Source organism: Streptomyces paromomycinus, assembly GCF_003865155.1.
Lineage (GTDB): Bacteria > Actinomycetota > Actinomycetes > Streptomycetales > Streptomycetaceae > Streptomyces > Streptomyces chrestomyceticus.
In genome coordinates this window covers 6236297-6253545 of record NZ_BHZD01000001.1, presented here as the reverse complement: position 1 = coordinate 6253545, position 17249 = coordinate 6236297, and the positions used below count along the sequence as shown (strand labels likewise).

Below are 17249 nucleotides of genomic sequence, written 5' to 3'. Positions count from 1 at the left end.
TGCCGGGGCCTGGTCCGGTTCGGGTCTGACTCGGGTCTGGCTTTCCGTTTTCCGTCATCAGCCGCGCTGACGTCTTCTACGCTAGGGGCGCGAACACGACATACCGGGGTAGGCACGGGACCATCGATGGTGAAAAACCGACACGCTGCTCAGGACGCCGGGGAGAGCATCCCGGAAGTCCCCTTCACCGCGCCGGCCGGGCGGCCCGCCGGGGTGGAGGTGCTGACCCTCGCCGAGCTGCGCGACCGCGCCGATGCCTGCGCCCTCGCGGTACCGCACCGCCCGGACTTCCACCATCTCCTGGTGGTGGACACCGGACATCTCCGGCACACCGTGGACTTCCGAAAGTATGAGCTGTCGGCGAATGACTGGATGTGGGTGCGTCCGGGGCAGGTTCACCACTTCGGCGATTTGTCCGGGGCCGAAGGGCGGCTGGTGCTGTTCGAATCCGGCTTCCTCGACCCGTCGACGGCGGCCGCGGCCCGGCTGGAGGACTGGTTCGGCCCCGCCGCGCACCGGCCGGAGGGGGAGGAGGCGCAGGCGGTCGAGAGTGCCCTGCGCCACCTCCACCAGGAATTCGGGGCGCTGCGCGGCCTGCCCCTGGAGACGCACATCGAGGTGCTGCGGCATCTGCTGGCCGTACTGGTCCTGCGGGCCGCCCGGCTGTCCGTACGGGACGAGGGGGCGCGGGAAGAAGGCCTGTGGGGCGGGGGCGTGTGGGGCGGGGGTGGTGTACGGGGCGGGAACGGCGTACCGGGTGGGAACGGCGTGCGGGATCGGGGGGCGCGGGGCGGGGGCGTACGGGGTCCGGGGGCGCGGGAAAACGGCGCGCGGGGCCCGGAGGCGCGGGACGGCCGTGCGGCGGGTGGCGGAAGCCACGGCGGCGGTGTCTGCGAGGCGAGCGAGACCTTTCTCCGCTTCCGCGACGCGGTGGAGCGCGGCTTCACCCGCAGCCGCCGCGTCGAGGACTACGCGCGGGCGCTCGGGTACTCGCCCCGTACCCTCTCCCGCGCGACCGCCGCCGCCACCGGCGTGGGCGCGAAGGAGTTCATCGACCGTCGCGTGGTGCTGGAGGCCAAGCGGCTGCTGGCCCACGGTGACCAGACCGCCGCCCGGATCGCCGTACGCCTCGGTTTCGCCGACGCCGCGAACTTCGCCAAGTTCTTCCAGCACCGTACGGGCAGTACGCCGATCTCCTTCCGTACGGAGGTACGCGGCCCGGCGTGAGGCCGCGGCGTGCGAAGGGACAGCTTGCGGGGTTGCAGCTTGCGGGTGCAGCGGGGCCGGGCGCGCCGGAGGGGCGCGCGCCGGGTCGTCCGACAAGAACCAGTGGGAGCGCTCCCAAGGATTGGGGCGGGCGAGCGGGCCGTCAAGAGGGAAGGGCCACGCGCCTGACACAGGCCCCTGTGGCGAGATTTACGCAACTCTGCTGTGAAACTGCGCGAGTTGGTACTACTCTCCGGGCAACCAGTGGGAGCGATTCCATCCGTCGCGGGCCGCCGAGCCCGCGGACGACCCTAGGAGTCGCTCATGCGCAGACCGTTACGCCTGTACGCGCTGGCGGTGACCGCGGTACTCGCTCTACCGGGGGCGTCCCCGACCGCATGGGGCACCCAGGCCGCACCGGTCGCCTCAGTCGCCCCGGCCGCAGCCGTTCCCTCCGCCGTCTCCCCCGCCCCGGCCGCAGCCGTTCCCTCCGCCGTCTCCCCCGCGCCCGTCGCGTCCCGGGCCGCGCCGCCGCTGCTGCGCGTCGAGGGCAATCGTTTCGTCGACCGGGCCGGCACCCCGCGCCGCCTGCTCGGGGTGAACCGTTCCGGCGCCGAGTTCTCGTGCGTGCAGGGCCGCGGGATCTTCGACGGGCCGGTGGACGACGCGTCCGTCGCGGCGATCGCGGGCTGGGGCGCCAACACCGTCCGCGTCCCGCTCAACGAGGAGTGCTGGCTGGCTACGCCCAACATCGACCCCCGGTACGCGGGCGCCGCCTACATCTCGGCCGTACGCGACTACGTACGGCGGCTGACGGCCCACGGCCTGACGCCGGTCCTCGAACTGCACTGGAGCCACGGCCGCTACACCGGCCCCTCGGCCGGCTGCGCCGACGAACACGCGAGCTGCCAGAAACCCATGCCGGACCGGCGCCACTCCCCCGCCTTCTGGTCCTCGGTCGCCGACACCTTCAAGAACGCGCCCGAGGTCGTGTTCGACCTGTTCAACGAGCCGTACCCGGACCGCGCGACCCCGGACACCGAACGGGCCTGGGCCTGCTGGCGGGACGGCGGTACCTGCCCCGGCATCGGCTACGAGGTCGCCGGGATGCAGACCCTGGTGGACGCCGTACGGGCCACCGGCGCCCGCAACCCGGTCCTGGTGGGCGGTCTCGCGTACGCCAACGACCTCAGCCGGTGGACCGCGTACGCGCCGAAGGACCCGGCGGGCAATCTCGCGGCCGCCTGGCACGTGTACAACTTCAACGCCTGTGCCGACGAGAGCTGCTGGTCCCGGACGGTGGGGCCGGTCGCCGACCGGGTACCGCTCGTCGCCGGCGAGATCGGCGAGAACACCTGCGCCCACTCCTTCACCGACCGTGTCATGCGGTGGCTGGACGGGCGCCGGGCGTCGTACCTGGGCTGGACCTGGAACACCTGGGACTGCGCCGCCGGCCCGGCCCTCATCCGCGACTACGCCGGGACGCCCACCGCGTACGGCGTGGGGCTGCGTGATCACCTGCGCGCCCTGAACCCGGCGTGAGTCCGGGGCCGAGACACGTACTGGATCCCGTACCGAGAAAGGACGACCCGTTCATGAGACATTCCGCTGAGCACTTTTCCCCCGAGCGCGAAAACGAACGCGAACTCGGACACGATCAGCGCCGCACCGTGCAGAACCGCACCCGCTCTGTACGGAACTGCACCCGCTCTGTATGGAACCGCAGTCGCGCCGCCCGGCGCCGCACCCGCGCCGTCGCGCTCGCGGCCTGCGCACTGCTGGCCGCCGCCGGGACCGCCGACGCCCTTCGGGGCACCGCACACGCCGCACCGGCCGCAGCCCGCGTCGACAACCCGTACGCGGGTGCGGGCGTCTACGTGAACCCGGAATGGGCGGCAAAGGCGGCGGCCGAGCCGGGCGGCGCCAAAGTCGCCGGTCAGCCGACCGGCGTCTGGCTCGACCGGATCGCGGCCATCAACGGCACCGGTGGCTCGATGGGCCTGCGCGGCCACCTGGACACCGCCTTACGGCAGGCGGCGGGCCGGCCGCTCGTCGTCCAGCTGGTCATCTACAACCTGCCGGGGCGGGACTGCGCGGCGCTCGCCTCCAACGGCGAACTGGGGCCGACGGAGATCGACGCGTACAAGACCCGCTACATCGACCCCATCGCGGCCGTCCTCGCCGACCCGAAGTACGCGTCGCTGCGGATCGTGACCACCGTGGAGATCGACTCGCTGCCCAACCTCGTCACCAACACGGGCGGGCGGGCCACCGCCACGCCGCAGTGCGACGCCATGCTCGCCAACGGCAACTACGTCAAGGGCGTCGGGTACGCGCTCAACAAGCTCGGCGCGGTCCCGAACGTCTACAACTACGTGGACGCCGGACACCACGGCTGGATCGGCTGGGACGACAACTTCGGCGCGTCGGCACGACTGCTGCACCAGGCCGCCACGGCCGAGGGCAGCACGGTCGACAAGGTGCACGGTTTCATCACCAACACCGCCAACTACAGCGCGCTCAAGGAGGAGAACTTCGCCCTGGGCGACAGTGTGGCGGGCCGGTCGGTACGGGAGTCGAAGTGGGTGGACTGGAACCGTTACGCCGACGAGCTGTCGTTCGCCCAGGCGTTCCGGCAGGAGGCGGTACGGGCCGGGTTCCGCCCGGACGTGGGCATGCTGATCGACACCTCGCGCAACGGCTGGGGCGGCAGCGCGCGGCCCGCCGGCCCCGGGCCGCGGACGAGTGTGGACGCGTACGTCGACGCGGGCCGGTACGACCGCAGGCTGCATGTCGGCAACTGGTGCAACCAGGCTGGGGCGGGGCTGGGCGAGCGTCCTCGGACGGCTCCGGCGACGGGCGTCGACGCGTACGTGTGGATGAAGCCGCCGGGTGAGTCGGACGGCTCCAGCTCGGCCGTCCCGAACGACGAGGGCAAGGGCTTCGACCGGATGTGCGACCCGTCGTACGAGGGCAATCCGCGCAACAACTACCACCGGTCGGGCGCACTGCCGGACGCGCCGCTGTCCGGGCACTGGTTCCCGGCACAGTTCCGGGAGCTGCTGAAGAACGCTCACCCGGCGGTGTAAGGGTGGGCGGGTCCGGCCCCAGGGGGTAGGGCGCCGAGGCTCCGGGGGAGCTGAGGCACGGAGTCCGGGGGATGGGGGGTGGGGTGCGGCGCGGGTCCCGGAGGTGGGGCGCGGCGCGGATCCGGGAGCTGGGGCGCGGATCCGGGAGCTGGGGTGCGAGGGCCGGGGAGCGGGGCCCGGGCTGGGGCGTCTCTCCCGGGGCCGGAAAGCGCCTCGGGGCGGGGCACAGGCCCGGGGCGGGGCACAGGGCCGGGCTGGGGGCTCGGGCCCGGGTCGAACTCCGGCCTCCGGCCGGGAGGAGGGCCCCGCCCGGGGCAAGCTCCGGCCTGGGCCACGGGTCAAACTCCGGCCCGGAGGAGAATTCCGCCCGGGGCAAGCTCGGGCTCGGGGCAAGCTTCGGCCCGGGCCCGACTCCGGCCGGAAGGAGACCCCCGCCCGGGCCAAGCTCCGGCCAGGCTGGGGCTCGGGCCCGGGGCAAGCTCCGGCCCGGGTCACGGGTCAAACTCCGGCCCGGAGGAGAACCCCGCCCGGGGCAGGCTCCGACCCGGGCTGGGGCTCTGGCTCGGGGCAAGCTCCGGCCCGGGGCAAGCTCCGGCCCCGCAGGGTGCGGCTCCGGCCCGGCTGGCGCCTTCGGGGGCGGCGACCCCGGCCCGGGCTGCGCTTCAACCCTGGGCCCCGGGTCCGGAGTTCGGAGCCGGGCGCCACCCCGGCGGCGGGTCGGCCCCTCCCCGCACTGCTCAGGACGACTCCCGTCGCACCAGCTCCGTCGGGAACACCAGGTGGCGCCCGACCGGACCGGCCTGGCCTGCCGGGCCTGCCGATCCGACTGCTCCGACTGCTCCGGCCGGGCCCGCCGACCCGGTCAGGCCCGCCGCCCCGGCCGACCCCACCGCCCCGGCCGACCCAGCCGCCCCGGCCGCATCGCGCGCCTCCGGCCCCCCGCTCTCCCCTCCCCCGGTGATCTGCTCCATCAGCAACCCCGCCATCGCCCGCCCCATCTCCTCGATCGGCTGGCGGACGCTGGTGAGCGGTGGGTCCATGTGCCGGGCGATGGCGGAGTCGTCGAAGCCGACCAGGGCCACGTCGTCCGGGATGCGGCGGCCCGCCGTACGCAGTTCCCGGCGGGCGCCCGCGGCCATCACGTCCGAGGCGCAGAAGACGGCGTCCAGGGCGGGGCGGCGGGCGAGCAGTTCGCGCAGGGCGCGCCGGCCGCCCTCCTCGGTGAAGTCGCCGCGGGCGACGAGGGCGTCGTCCTCGGGGTGGCCGGCGGCGCGTACGGCCTGGCGGTAGCCGTCGAGGCGGCAGTGGGCCACGTACATGTCGGGCGGCCCGGCGATGGTGGCGACCTGGCGGCGGCCGCGGCCGATGAGGTGTTCCAGGGCGCTCTGCGCGCCGCCGGTGTTGTCGGAGTCCACGTACGGGACGGTTTCCCCGGCGGTGCGGCGGCCGTTCAGAACGGTCGGGATCGCCATCCGGCCCAGCAGGTCGGGCAGCGGGTCGTCGCCGTGCACGGAAACCAGCAGGACGCCGTCGACGCGGTGCGCGGCGAGGTAGTCGGCGAAGCGGCGCCGCTCCTTGAACGTACGGATCAGGGTGAGCAGCAACTGCATGTCGTGTTCGGCCAGTCCGGCGCTGACGCCGCGCAGGATGCCGGAGAAATAGGGCTCGGCGAAGAGCCGGGCCTCGGCTTCCGGTACGACCAGGGCGACCGTGTCGGCGCGGTGGCCGGCCAGGGTGCGGGCGGCGCGGTCGGGTACGTAGCCGAGGTCGGCGACGGCCTGCTGGACCAGGGAGCGGGTCCGTTCGCTGACCCGGGGCGAGCCGTTGATCACGCGGGAGACCGTGCCGCGGCCGACGCCCGCGCGCGCGGCGACCTCTTCGAGGGTGGGCCTGCCGCCCCCGCGCCGTCCGACTGGTGCCATCGCCGCCTCCGCCTGCCGTCCTGGCCGTACATTCAACAACGAACCGCCCGGCGGGTGTTGGCGCGCGCGCCCTTGACATGCGTACCCGGGAACGGCGACCCTTCACCTCATCACGACTGGGAGCGCTCCCACAGTACTGGACACCCCACATCCCGCACGCACGGTCTGCAGGGCACCAGGAGGAGACGCCATGCGAACGACGATCCGTGGCGCCCGTCGGCGGGCGGTGGCCCTCGCGGCCGCCGCCGCGCTCGGGGCCGCACTGCTCGGCGGCTGCGCCGAGGACAGCGACACTCCCGCCGCGCGGGACGCGTCGGGAGCCGCCGCCGGGAAGACCACCCTGACGGTCGGCGTCTTCGGCGTCTTCGGCTACAAGCAGGCCGGGCTCTACGACGCGTACATGAAGCTGCATCCGGACATCACGATCAAAGAGACCTCGATCGAACGGAACGAGAACTACTACCCGCAGCTGCTCACCCACCTGAGCACCGGCAGCGGGCTCGCCGACATCCAGGCCGTCGAGGTCAACAACATCGCCGAGGTCACCGCCACCCAGGCGGGCAAGCTCGTCGACCTCTCGAAGGCGCCGGGTGTGCGGAAGGCCGACTTCATCCCCTGGAAGTGGGGGCAGGCGACCGACGCGAGCGGCAAGACCGTAGGCCTGGGCACGGACATCGGGCCGATGGCGATCTGCTACCGCAAGGACCTCTTCGCCAAGGCCGGACTGCCGACCGACCGCGACGCGGTGGCCAAGCTCTGGGCGGGCGACTGGGGGAAGTACCTCGACATCGGCGAGCGCTATAAGGCCAAAGCTCCGGCGGGCACGTCCTTCGTGGACTCCGCCTCCGGTGTCTACAACGCGGTGATCTCCAGCAGCGCCGAACGCTATTACGACCGGAACGGCAAGCTGGTCTACAAGGACAGCCCGTCGGTGCGGCAGGCGTGGGACGCGGCGATGCGGGCGGCGACCGGCAAACTGACCGCCCGGCTCCAGCAGTTCCAGAAGTCCTGGGACCAGGCGTACGCCAACGGGCGCTTCGCGACGGTCTCCTGCCCGCCGTGGATGCTCGGCTACATCAAGGAGAAGTCCGGCGACCAGGGCCGTGACAAGTGGGACGTGGCCGCCGCGCCCAAGCCCGGGAACTGGGGCGGCTCGTTCCTCGCCGTACCGGAAGCGGGCCGGCACAAGAGCGAGGCGGTCAAGCTGGCGGCCTGGCTGACCGCGCCCGAGCAGCAGGCGAAGCTGTTCACGAAGCAGGCCAGCTTCCCCAGCGCCCGGGCGGCGTACGGGCTGCCCGCGGTGTCCGGGGCCAAGCATCCGTACTTCGGGGACGCGCCGATCGGCAAGATCTTCGCCGCGGCAGCCGAGGGCATCCCCGACCAGGTCCTCGGCCCGAAGGACCTCACCGTCAACCAGAACATCACCGATGTGGGGGTGCTCCAGGTCGACCAGCAGGGCAAGACCCCCGAACAGGGCTGGCGGGCAGCGGTCGAGTCGATCGACAACGCGCTGGACCAGTGAGCCGTGAACGGCCGGACGACCCGCTCCCCCGACCGCCCCGCCGCCGTGCTCGGCCGGACGCCTCCCTCCACCGACAGCCCCGCCGCCGTCCGCGCGCGGGAGCGCCGCAGCCGCCGCTACCGGCGGGACCTGCGCTGGAGCCCGTATCTCTACATCGCCCCGTTCTTCGTCTTCTTCGCCGCCTTCGGACTTTTCCCCCTCCTCTACACGGGCTGGGCCGCACTGCACCGTGTGGAGCTGACCGCGCCCACCGACATGGAGTGGGCCGGGCTGCGCAACTTCACCCGGCTGCTCGGCGACGACTTCTTCTGGAACGCCCTCGGGAACACGTTCGTCATCGGCGTCCTGTCGACCGTCCCGCAACTGCTGATGGCGCTGGGCCTCGCGCACCTGCTCAACTACCGGCTGCGCGGCTCGATGTTCTTCCGGGTGGCGCTGCTCACGCCGTACGCCACCTCGGTGGCCGCCGCGACGCTGGTGTTCGTGCTGCTCTTCGGGCGCGACTACGGGCTGGTCAACTGGCTGCTGAGCACGGTCGGCGCGGACGGCGTCGACTGGGAGAACGGATCCTGGAGCGCCAAGCTGGCGGTCTCCACGATCGTCGTCTGGCGGTGGACGGGGTACAACGCGCTGATCTACCTGGCCGCCATGCAGGCGATACCGCACGACCTGTACGAGTCGGCGGCGCTCGACGGCGCCTCCCGGTGGCAGCAGTTCCGGTACGTCACGGTGCCGTCGCTGCGGCCGACGATCCTGTTCACCTGCGTGGTCTCGACGATCGGCGCCACGCAGCTGTTCGGCGAGCCGCTGCTGTTCAGCGGGAGCGCCGGGGCCTCGGGCGGCGCCGACCACCAGTACCAGACGCTGGGCCTGTACCTGTACGAGCAGGGGTGGGTGAACCTCCATCTCGGCCGGGCCTCGGCCATCGCCTGGACGATGTTCCTGATCCTGCTGGTGATCGCCGCGGTCAACGCGCTGATCGCCCGCCGGCTGCGCACCAGCCAGTGAGGAGGAGCCATGACCGCCCGACGCGCCGGCCGGCACCTGCACGGCGGGAAGGTGACCTACGCGGTACTGATCCTCTTCACCGCGGGCTCGCTCTTCCCGCTGCTGTGGACCGCCGTCGCCGCCTCCCGCAACAACACCCGGCTCGCCCAGACGCCGCCGCCGTTCTGGTTCGGCGGGAACCTGTTCAAGAACCTCGGTACGGCCTGGTCCGACGCCAACATGGGCGCGGCGCTGCTGAACACCACGGTGGTGGCCACGACGATCGCGGCGGGCACGGTGGTCTTCTCGACCGTCGCCGGGTTCGCCTTCGCCAAGCTGCGCTTCCGGGCGAAGAAGCTGCTGCTGTTGCTGGTGATCGGCACGATGATGGTGCCGCCGCAGCTCAGTGTCGTACCGCTGTTCATGACCGTCGCCGAGCTGGAGTGGACCGACCAGCTGCAGGCCGTCATCCTGCCCACCCTCGTCAGCGCCTTCGGGGTCTTCTTCATGCGGCAGTACCTGCTCCAGGCGCTGCCCACCGAGCTGATCGAGGCCGCCCGCACGGACGGGGCGAACAGCTGGCGCGTGGTGTGGCACGTCGTCTTCCCGGCCGCCCGGCCCGCGATGGCGGTGCTCGGCCTGCTCACCTTCGTCCAGGCGTGGAACGACTTCTTCTGGCCGATCATCGCGCTGACGCAGAACGGCAACCCGACCGTGCAGGTCGCGCTGACCGGTCTCGGCCGCGGCTACATCCCCGACCAGTCCGTGATCATGGCGGGCGCGCTGCTCGGCACGCTGCCGCTGCTCGTCGCGTTCGTCCTGTTCGGCAAGCAGATCGTCGGGGGGATCATGCAGGGCGCGGTCAAGGGCTGACCGGTGAGCCGCCGCGCCGCTCCGCCGAGCCCGTACGGTCCGTACGTGCTGCCGTACGGGCCGGGCCGGCTCCGTGAACCACTCGCACCGCCCGCACCGGATGCACCGTCTGCACCACTCGCGCCACGCGCTCCGCACGGCCCGTGCCGTGCGCCGCGTCCTCGTGAACGGGAGTACCGCCATGTCCTGCCCCCTCCGCTTTCCGCCCGGCTTCGTCTGGGGTGCGGCCACCGCCGCCTATCAGGTCGAGGGCGCCGCCCGGGAGGGCGGCCGCACCCCGTCGATCTGGGACACCTTCAGCCACACCCCCGGCAAGGTCGCCGGGGGCGACACCGGTGACGTCGCCGTCGACCACTTCCACCGGCGCCACGAGGACGTGGAGCTGATGTCCGCCCTCGGGCTCGGTGCCTACCGCTTCTCCGTCTCCTGGTCACGGGTGCAGCCGACCGGCCGCGGCCCCGCCGTGCAGCGCGGCCTCGACTTCTACCGCCGGCTCGTCGACGACCTGCTCGCCCACGGCATCAAGCCGGTGCTCACGCTCTACCACTGGGACCTGCCGCAGGAGTTGGAGGCCGACATCCACGGCGGCTCCGCCTCGGGAGGCGGCTGGCCGCACCGGGACACCGCGCAGCGCTTCGCCGACTACGCGGGGATCGTCGCGGACGCCCTCGGCGACCGTGTCGAGTGGTGGACCACCCTCAACGAGCCGTGGTGCAGCGCGTTCCTCGGCTACGGGTCGGGGGTGCACGCACCCGGCCGCACCGATCCCGAGGCCGCCCTGCGCGCCGCGCACCACCTCAACCTCGCGCACGGGCTGGCCGTCCAGGCGCTGCGCGCCACGCTGCCCGCCCGCGGCCGGGTCATGATCAGCCTCAACCCGGCGGCCGTACGGGCCCGCACCGACTCACCCGGGGACCTGGAGGCTCAGCGGCGGATCGACGCGCTGGCGACGCGTATCTTCACCGGGCCCCTGCTGCGCGGCGCGTACCCCGCGGACCTCCTCGCGGACACCGCGCGTATCACCGACTGGACCTTCGTCCGCGATGGCGATCTCGCCGTCATCAAGCACCCCCTCGACGCGCTGGGCATCAATTACTACACACCCACAGTGGTATCAGGCGGCACTGACAACGCCCCCCTGCCGCGGCACGACGGGCACGGTGCCGGGGCCGGTTCGCCCTGGCCGGGAGCCGATCGGGTGGCTTTCCACCAGCCGCCGGGCGACCGTACGGCCATGGGCTGGTCGGTGGATCCGACCGGCCTCTACGACCTGCTCATGCGCTTCCACCGGGAGGCCCCCGGCCTGCCTCTGTTCATCACCGAGAACGGCGCGGCCTACGACGACCTGCCCGACGCGGAGGGCGCGGTGCACGACCCGGAGCGCATCGCCTACGTCCACGGCCATCTCGCCGCCGCGCACCGCGCGGTCACCGACGGCGCCGACCTGCGCGGCTACTTCCTGTGGTCGCTGATGGACAACTTCGAATGGGCGTACGGCTACAGCAAGCGGTTCGGCTCGGTGTACGTGGACTTCACGACGCAGGCCCGTACGCCCAAGTCGAGCGCCCACTGGTACGCGGGCGTGGCGCGCACCGGCGAACTGCCCGCCTGGAGCGGCGATGTGACGGTCTCATGAGGGCGGCGGGACACAGCGGCGGGGGGTGTCCGCTGTGTCCCGCCCGGGGGTGTGGATCGATGCTGGGCCCTGTCGGGCCCGGTTCGTGGCGCCGTCCGGCTTCAGTACGCGCCGAGCGCCTTGGTGAAGTCGAGCGGCTTCTGGGCGACGGAACTGCACGTCGGCTGCGCGGAGTTCTGCGGGCCGCCGGGGCATGCCTTGTCGCGCGTGGCGGACCACATAGACAGCCAGCCGAGGTGTTTGGACTGAGCGAACTTGACCAGTTCCTTGGCGTCCTCGACCGTGAAGATCTCCTTCTGCACGTCGTTGACGCCGATCATCGGGGTCACGGCGACGGCCTTCCAGGCGGCCGCGTCACCGAGGCCGAGCGTCTTCTTGAGCTGCGCCTGGGTGGCCGTGGCGGCCCGGACAGCGTACGTGCCCATGTCGCCGTCGTAGGAGGCGCCGTAGTCCATCGCCATGATGTTGACGGCGGAGATCCGCACGCCGTTCTTCTTGGCGTCGGCGATCAGGTTCACCCCGTCCTGCGTCAGCCCTTCGGGCATGACCGGCAGCGTGAAGGAGACGTCCAGCCCCGGGTGGTTCTTCTGGAGCTGCGCGATCGCCTGGGCCCGGCGGGTGTTGGCGGCGGCGTCCGGCAGCGCGCCGCCCTCGATGTCGAAGTCGGCCTTCTTCAGCGCGAACTTGTCGAGGACCTTGCCGTACGCGGCGGCCAGCTCCCCCGCCGACTTGCAGGCCAGTCCCAGCTCGGACCCGTTGGCGCCGCCGAAGGAGATCCGTACGTCGCCACCGGCCTTGCGCAGGGCCGGGATCTGCTTGGCCACCGCGTCGTCGCCCAGCCCGCCCACACCGCCCCACTTGGGTTCGCAGCCGCCGCCTCCGGAGGTGACGAAGGCGAGGTTGAAGGTCTTCACGCCGGTCTGCTTCGCGGTGCCGGCCAGGTCGTACGCGGGGTACAGGGACGTGTCGACGTACGGCGAGAAGGCGCCGCCGGCCTTGGCCGCCGGAGCGGCTTCCGGCGCCTTGGTGGCCAGCGCGGAGCCGGCGACGGCGAAGGCGCCGCCCGCCGCCAGCGCGGCCGCCACTGCCGTACCGGTCAGCCTGGCCTTGCGGCTCGTGCGGCGGCGGTGTGCCGAGGGACTCATGTGGTGCCTGCCTGTTCGTCATGGGGAGCGGTGGTGCGGCGGTGCTGTGATGCCGTGGTGCGTCCCGCACGCTAGCGATCAGGAAACGGACAAATACCGGTTTCGGTACGGCAGTCGGAAGCCTTATGGCGCCGTTAAGGGAGCGAAAGGGACCGGTTAAGCACAGCGGCCGAACGGCCCGGCGGGCGGAGCCCGGCAACCGGCCCGGCGGAAGGCCGGCAACCGGCGACCGGCCCGGCGGACACGCGCCCGTGGCTCCGGCCGAAACCCGAAACGTTCATTCCCCGCCGCCCCCGCCCTGCGTACGCCCCGCCGCCCGCCGCCCCCGCGACCGTCCGAGGCGCCGTCCCAGCCGTCGGCGCAGCCGGTGTCCGGTGTGCCGGCGGCGCCCCGCACGCGCCCGCCGTACGCCGTCCAGCGCCAGCCACACCCGTACCTCGGTGCCGCCGAGCACGGACCGGCCGATCCGGACGTCCCCGCCGGTCGTCTCCGCGAGCCGCCGCACGATGTCCAGGCCGAGCCCGGTGGACCCGTCACCACCGTCCCCGTGGCCGCGCCGCAGGGCCGCGTCCGGGTCGTCGATGCCCGGGCCCGCGTCCGAGACCAGCACGATCACCGCGTCCTCCGCGTTGTGCACGTCCACCGCGAAGGCGGTGCCCTCGGGGGTGTGCCGGAAGACGTTGCCGAGCATCGCGTCCAGCGCGGCGGCGAGGTCGGGGCGTGCGACGGGGACGCGTACCGGCCGGTCTGCGCCCGCGACGCGCACCGTGCGCCCCTCGTCCTCCGCGAGCGCCGACCAGAAGTCCATCCGCTCCCGGATCACCTCGGCCGCGTCGCAGCCGGCCGCCGCGGCCGCCTGCTGGGTGTGCGCCCGCTGCTGCCGCGCGGTACGGATGATCTGGTCGACCTCGCGCTCCAGCTGGGCGACCGCCTCGCGGGTCTGGTCGGCCGCGGGGCCATCGCCGAGCGAGGCGGCGTTCAGACGCAGCACGGTCAGCGGGGTGCGCAGGCGGTGCGAGAGGTCGGCGGCCAGCTCGCGTTCGTTGGCCAGGAGCTGGACGACCTGGTCCGCCATCGCGTTGAAGGCGGCGGCCGCCGCGCGCAGTTCCCTGGGGCCGTCCTCCCGTACCCGTACGCCCAGCTTGCCCTTGCCCAGGTCGTGGGCGGCGCCGGCCAGCCGTTCGGCGGGCCGCACCATCCGGGTGCCGAGGCGGTCGGCGACGGCGACCGAGCCGACGACCAGCGCGAGGCCGACCGCCGCCAGCACCGCCCACGAGGTGGTGACGCCGTTGGTGAGCGCGGCGTCCGGCACGTACACCTCGACCACCGCGATGCCGGAGGCCACGGCGGTGGGCTGGAGCAGCACCGAGCCGCCGGGCACCGGGGCGATGGAGGCGCGGCCGAGGTCGACCGCGGCCTCGACGTCCGCGGGTCTGGCCCGCCGGGAACCGATCTCGGCCGGCTCACCGCCCTTCGCGCCCGCCGGGACGTGGACGCCGATGCGCCCCAGGGGGCCGCTCTCGGTGCTGGCGACGGCGCGTTCCAACTGCGCGTGGTCGGTGGTGATGGCCAGAACAGGCCCGATGGTGGCGGCCTGCCGCTCGGCGTTGGAGAACGCGCGGTCCTTGGCCATCTCCTTGACGACGAGCCCGAGCGGTACGGCGAAGGCCACCACGACCATCGCGGTGACGGCCAGGCACACCTTGACCAGGGCCCATCTCACGGCGCCGGCTCCGGGGGGAGGGCCCGGGAGGGTCCGGTGGCGCGCGCGGGCGGCTCCGGCGCGTACGCGCCCCGGCGCCCGGTCCGCGCGGGCGTCACAGTGGTGGCTCCAGTTTCACGCCGACCCCGCGCAGGGTGTGCAGGTACCGGGGGCGTGCGGCCGTCTCGCCCAGTTTGCGGCGCAGCCAGGAGAGGTGGACGTCGATGGTCTGGTCGTCGCCGTACGACTGCTGCCAGACCTCGGCGAGGAGTTCCTTACGGGGTACGACGACGCCCGGGCGGCCGGCGAGGAAGGCGAGGAGGTCGAACTCGCGGCGGGTCAGGTCGAGCGCCGTGCCGTCCAGTTCGGCCTGGCGGCGCAGCGGGTCGATGCTCAGGCCGCCCACCTGGAGCACCCGGGACGGCGGCTCGCCGCCCGTCGCCGCGCCACGGGAGCGGCGCAGTACGGCGGCCATCCGGGCGGAGAGGTGTTCCACCGAGAACGGTTTGGTCAGGTAGTCGTCGGCCCCGTCGTTGAGGAGGCGGACGATCTCGGCCTCGTCGTCCCGCGCGGTGGCGATGATCACAGGTACGTCGGTGATCCCGCGCAGCATCTTCAGGGCCTCCGCCCCGTCCAGGTCGGGCAGACCGAGATCCAGGATGACCACGTCGAAGCCGACGTGGGCCACCTCGCGCAGCGCCTCCAGGGCCGTACCGACGCTGCGTACCGTGTGGGACGCCTCGGTCAGATGCCGGATGAGGGCCGAGCGCACGAACTGGTCGTCCTCGACCACGAGCACACTTGCCATGGGCGGCACCGTACGCCATTCGAGGGCACTTCTTTACTTGAGGTTGACACCTCGGCCCGTACCATCGGCCCGCATTTCCGCGGGTGTTGGCCGTCGCGTCCGCCCTGCCCCGGAAGATCCCGCAGTATCACCTTCGCTCCGCCCCCTCCGGACCCTCCGGCCCTCTGCCCCGGTGAGGCGCGTGGTGCACCATGAACCAGATGCACAGAGCACTGGTTCACACGGCGGCCTGGACGCTGGCGACAGGCGCCGCCGTCACACTGTCGTGGTTCGGCGTGCACACGGTGCTGGCCGGGACGGCGTACGACCCGCCGCGCGCGCTCCCGCTCTCCGAGAGCGCGCCGTCCCCGTCCGCCGGAACCGACGGCGGGGCCACGCCCCGCGCCTCCTCCACGCACCGGCCGAAGCCGTCCGCTCCGGCCTCCCCCCGTCCCGGGCAGTCCACCAAACCGGGCGGTCACCCCATAGGGGACGGCGGCGGCACGTCCGGCAGTGGCGGAAAAGGCGCGGGCAGCGGCCCGCACCCGCCGCCCGGCACCGCCGTCCCGCCCGCGACGGGCAGCGCGGTGAAAAGTTTCTCCACCGCGGGCGGCCGCGTGGTCATCGACCTGGGTGCCCGCTCCGCCCAGTTGGTCTCGGCCACCCCGGAAGCGGGCTGGCAGATGCAGGTGTGGCAGCAGGACCAGTGGCTCCGGGTCGACTTCCGGGGCGGCGCGGGGCACACCTCGGTCATCTGCGCCTGGAACGGGCATCCGCCGACGGTCGAAACGGACAACCACGCGACGTGAGGGCCGTGTCGACCGGGAGTCTCCCCGGGCCACCGCCCGGCCTCCCCGCCCCGCTCAGATGAAGACGGCGGGCGGCGGGGACGGCGAGTCCACCGCGGTCGCGTCCGTCACCGGCTGCGCTCCCCCGGTGAAGTCCAGGAGCGCGCGCCCGTGTTCGACCCGGCCCTGCTCCGGATCGGTCGCGGCCCGCCGGGTCAGTTCGGCGACCGGGAGCGGGCCGGCGGCCGCCAGTAGTACGGCGTTACCGAAGCGCTTGCCCCGGAGGACGGCCGGGTCGGCGGTCAGGCACAGCTCGGGGAAGACCGTACGGACCGTGGCGACCTGCGCCCGTACGAAAGCCAGCGGCGGGCCGTCCGCGAGGTTCGCCGCATACCAGCCGCCGGGCCGCAGCGCCCGCGCGACCTCGCCCGCGAACTCGGCGCTGGTCAGGTGCGCCGGAGTCCGTGCGCCGCGGAACACGTCCGCGATCACCAGGTCCGCCCAGCCGTCCGGGATCTTGGCGAGCCCCGCGCGCGCGTCCGCGTTGCGCACCCTGATCCGCCAGCCGCTGTCCAGGGGCAGCTCCCGGCGGACCAGTTGGACCAGCGGCGCGTCGATCTCCACGACCTGCTGGGTGGAGCGCGGGCGGGTGGCCGCGACGTAGCGCGCCATCGTCAGCGCCCCGCCGCCCAGATGCACCACCTGGAGGGGTTTTCCGGGCGGTCCGGCGAGGTCGGCGATGTGACCGAGGCGGCGCTGGTACGCGAAGTCCAGGTAGGCCGGGTCGTCGAGGTCAACATGGGACTGCGGAGCGCCGTCGACGAGCAGGGTCCAGCCGCGCGGCCGGTCCCGGTCGGGACGCAGCTCGGCGGTGCCGCCGTCCACGGTTTCCTCGACGGCCTCGGGCCCCGTACGGGACCGGCCGCGCCTGCTCTTCGCCATGCCTCCAGTATGCCGCGTAGCCGCAGGTCAGAGTGTGCGGCGGGAGGCGGCGGGAGGCGGCGGGAGGGGCCGGCGGCCGAGGTGGGGCCGGGCCCGGCGGGAGGGGCCGGCGGCCGAGGTGGGGCCAGACCCGGCGGCCGGAGGCGGCGGCCACGCCGGGGGCATGCCTCGGGGGCGGAGGCGGCCACGCAGGATCCTGCCTCAGCGGCAGCGGTCGACGGCCTCGATCGTGCGGGCCGCCTCGCCGAGGGCCTCGCGCAGGACGACGGGGTCGGTGGCCGTGCCGCACGCCCCGTCCGGGGAGACCAGCCAGTCGGTGCCCGTGACGGGCGGCTCGGCGGGGGCGCCACCGGCGTTCCGCACGCCCCCGTCGGGCGCTTCGCGCTCGTACGTCTGGGTACACGCGCTGCCCGGCAGGTCCCAGCCGTCGGCCGTGCCCGGCGGCACCAGGAAGCCGAGGGTGTCGCAGGCGTCGTCGTGCAGGACCGGGCCGACACCGGCACGCAGCCGCAGGATGTCGACCGCCTCCAGGCCCTGGCGGGCCGGCACCGTCACCAGGTCGCAGGTCCGCGGCGCCTCGGGGAGCAGACCGCGGTCCGCGGAGGGCCAGCGCCGGTCAGCGGCAGGTGAACCGTGCGCGCCCGGACGGC

13 protein-coding genes and 1 pseudogene are annotated in these 17249 nt (G+C 73.3%); 8 read left to right on the top strand and 6 right to left on the bottom strand.

Features of this window, described 5'->3' with window-relative positions:
* The first annotated feature begins 126 nt into the window (after positions 1 to 126).
* The 3 genes from OEIGOIKO_RS43060 to OEIGOIKO_RS26830 all read left to right on the top strand — a co-directional run bounded on the left by OEIGOIKO_RS43060 (position 127) and on the right by OEIGOIKO_RS26830 (position 4295).
* Positions 127 to 1227: an AraC family transcriptional regulator gene (locus tag OEIGOIKO_RS43060; protein ID WP_246177550.1), complete on the top strand. Its 1101-nt coding sequence runs from the start codon at positions 127 to 129 to the stop codon at positions 1225 to 1227.
* A gap of 303 nt (positions 1228 to 1530) precedes the next feature.
* Entirely contained in the window at positions 1531 to 2748 is a 1218-nt protein-coding gene (locus tag OEIGOIKO_RS26835; RefSeq protein ID WP_125056146.1) for a glycoside hydrolase family 5 protein, read from the top strand.
* 53 nt (positions 2749 to 2801) lie between these two features.
* Positions 2802 to 4295 (top strand): glycoside hydrolase family 6 protein, encoded by a 1494-nt coding sequence (locus OEIGOIKO_RS26830; RefSeq protein WP_125056145.1) that lies wholly within the window; start codon positions 2802 to 2804, stop codon positions 4293 to 4295.
* 737 nt (positions 4296 to 5032) lie between these two features.
* Here OEIGOIKO_RS26830 and OEIGOIKO_RS26825 read toward each other — a convergent pair.
* Positions 5033 to 6217: a LacI family DNA-binding transcriptional regulator gene (locus OEIGOIKO_RS26825; protein WP_125056144.1), complete on the bottom strand. Its 1185-nt coding sequence runs from the start codon at positions 6215 to 6217 to the stop codon at positions 5033 to 5035.
* A 190-nt stretch (positions 6218 to 6407) separates the two neighbouring features.
* On the opposite strand from OEIGOIKO_RS26825, the gene OEIGOIKO_RS26820 reads away from it, so the two are divergent.
* From OEIGOIKO_RS26820 to OEIGOIKO_RS26805, 4 genes are all read left to right on the top strand, one after another.
* On the top strand, positions 6408 to 7739 hold the full coding sequence (locus OEIGOIKO_RS26820; RefSeq protein ID WP_125056143.1) for an ABC transporter substrate-binding protein: 1332 nt from the start codon (positions 6408 to 6410) through the stop codon (positions 7737 to 7739).
* Between the two features lie 45 nt (positions 7740 to 7784).
* Entirely contained in the window at positions 7785 to 8747 is a 963-nt protein-coding gene (locus tag OEIGOIKO_RS26815) for a carbohydrate ABC transporter permease (RefSeq protein WP_125058982.1), read from the top strand.
* Positions 8748 to 8756: 9 nt separating this feature from the next.
* Complete coding sequence (locus OEIGOIKO_RS26810) at positions 8757 to 9599, top strand: carbohydrate ABC transporter permease (RefSeq protein ID WP_125056142.1); 843 nt, start codon at positions 8757 to 8759, stop codon at positions 9597 to 9599.
* A gap of 181 nt (positions 9600 to 9780) precedes the next feature.
* On the top strand, positions 9781 to 11235 hold the full coding sequence (locus OEIGOIKO_RS26805) for a GH1 family beta-glucosidase (protein ID WP_125056141.1): 1455 nt from the start codon (positions 9781 to 9783) through the stop codon (positions 11233 to 11235).
* Positions 11236 to 11336: 101 nt separating this feature from the next.
* Here OEIGOIKO_RS26805 and OEIGOIKO_RS26800 read toward each other — a convergent pair.
* The 3 genes and pseudogenes from OEIGOIKO_RS26800 to OEIGOIKO_RS26790 all read right to left on the bottom strand — a co-directional run.
* Positions 11337 to 12275, bottom strand: a pseudogene (locus OEIGOIKO_RS26800) (chitinase); the annotation flags it as partial.
* 382 nt (positions 12276 to 12657) lie between these two features.
* A complete protein-coding gene (locus OEIGOIKO_RS26795; protein WP_125056139.1) occupies positions 12658 to 14103 on the bottom strand; it encodes a sensor histidine kinase in 1446 nt (481 codons plus the stop codon).
* Between the two features lie 94 nt (positions 14104 to 14197).
* A complete protein-coding gene (locus OEIGOIKO_RS26790) occupies positions 14198 to 14890 on the bottom strand; it encodes a response regulator transcription factor (protein WP_031011274.1) in 693 nt (230 codons plus the stop codon).
* 200 nt (positions 14891 to 15090) lie between these two features.
* On the opposite strand from OEIGOIKO_RS26790, the gene OEIGOIKO_RS26785 reads away from it, so the two are divergent.
* Complete coding sequence (locus OEIGOIKO_RS26785) at positions 15091 to 15678, top strand: hypothetical protein (protein ID WP_125056138.1); 588 nt, start codon at positions 15091 to 15093, stop codon at positions 15676 to 15678.
* Between the two features lie 54 nt (positions 15679 to 15732).
* On the opposite strand, the gene OEIGOIKO_RS26780 is transcribed toward OEIGOIKO_RS26785, so the two are convergent.
* Positions 15733 to 16599: a spermidine synthase gene (locus OEIGOIKO_RS26780; RefSeq protein ID WP_125056137.1), complete on the bottom strand. Its 867-nt coding sequence runs from the start codon at positions 16597 to 16599 to the stop codon at positions 15733 to 15735.
* A 201-nt stretch (positions 16600 to 16800) separates the two neighbouring features.
* Positions 16801 to 17187: a hypothetical protein gene (locus OEIGOIKO_RS26775; RefSeq protein ID WP_246178112.1), complete on the bottom strand. Its 387-nt coding sequence runs from the start codon at positions 17185 to 17187 to the stop codon at positions 16801 to 16803.
* Positions 17188 to 17249 lie beyond the last annotated feature (62 nt).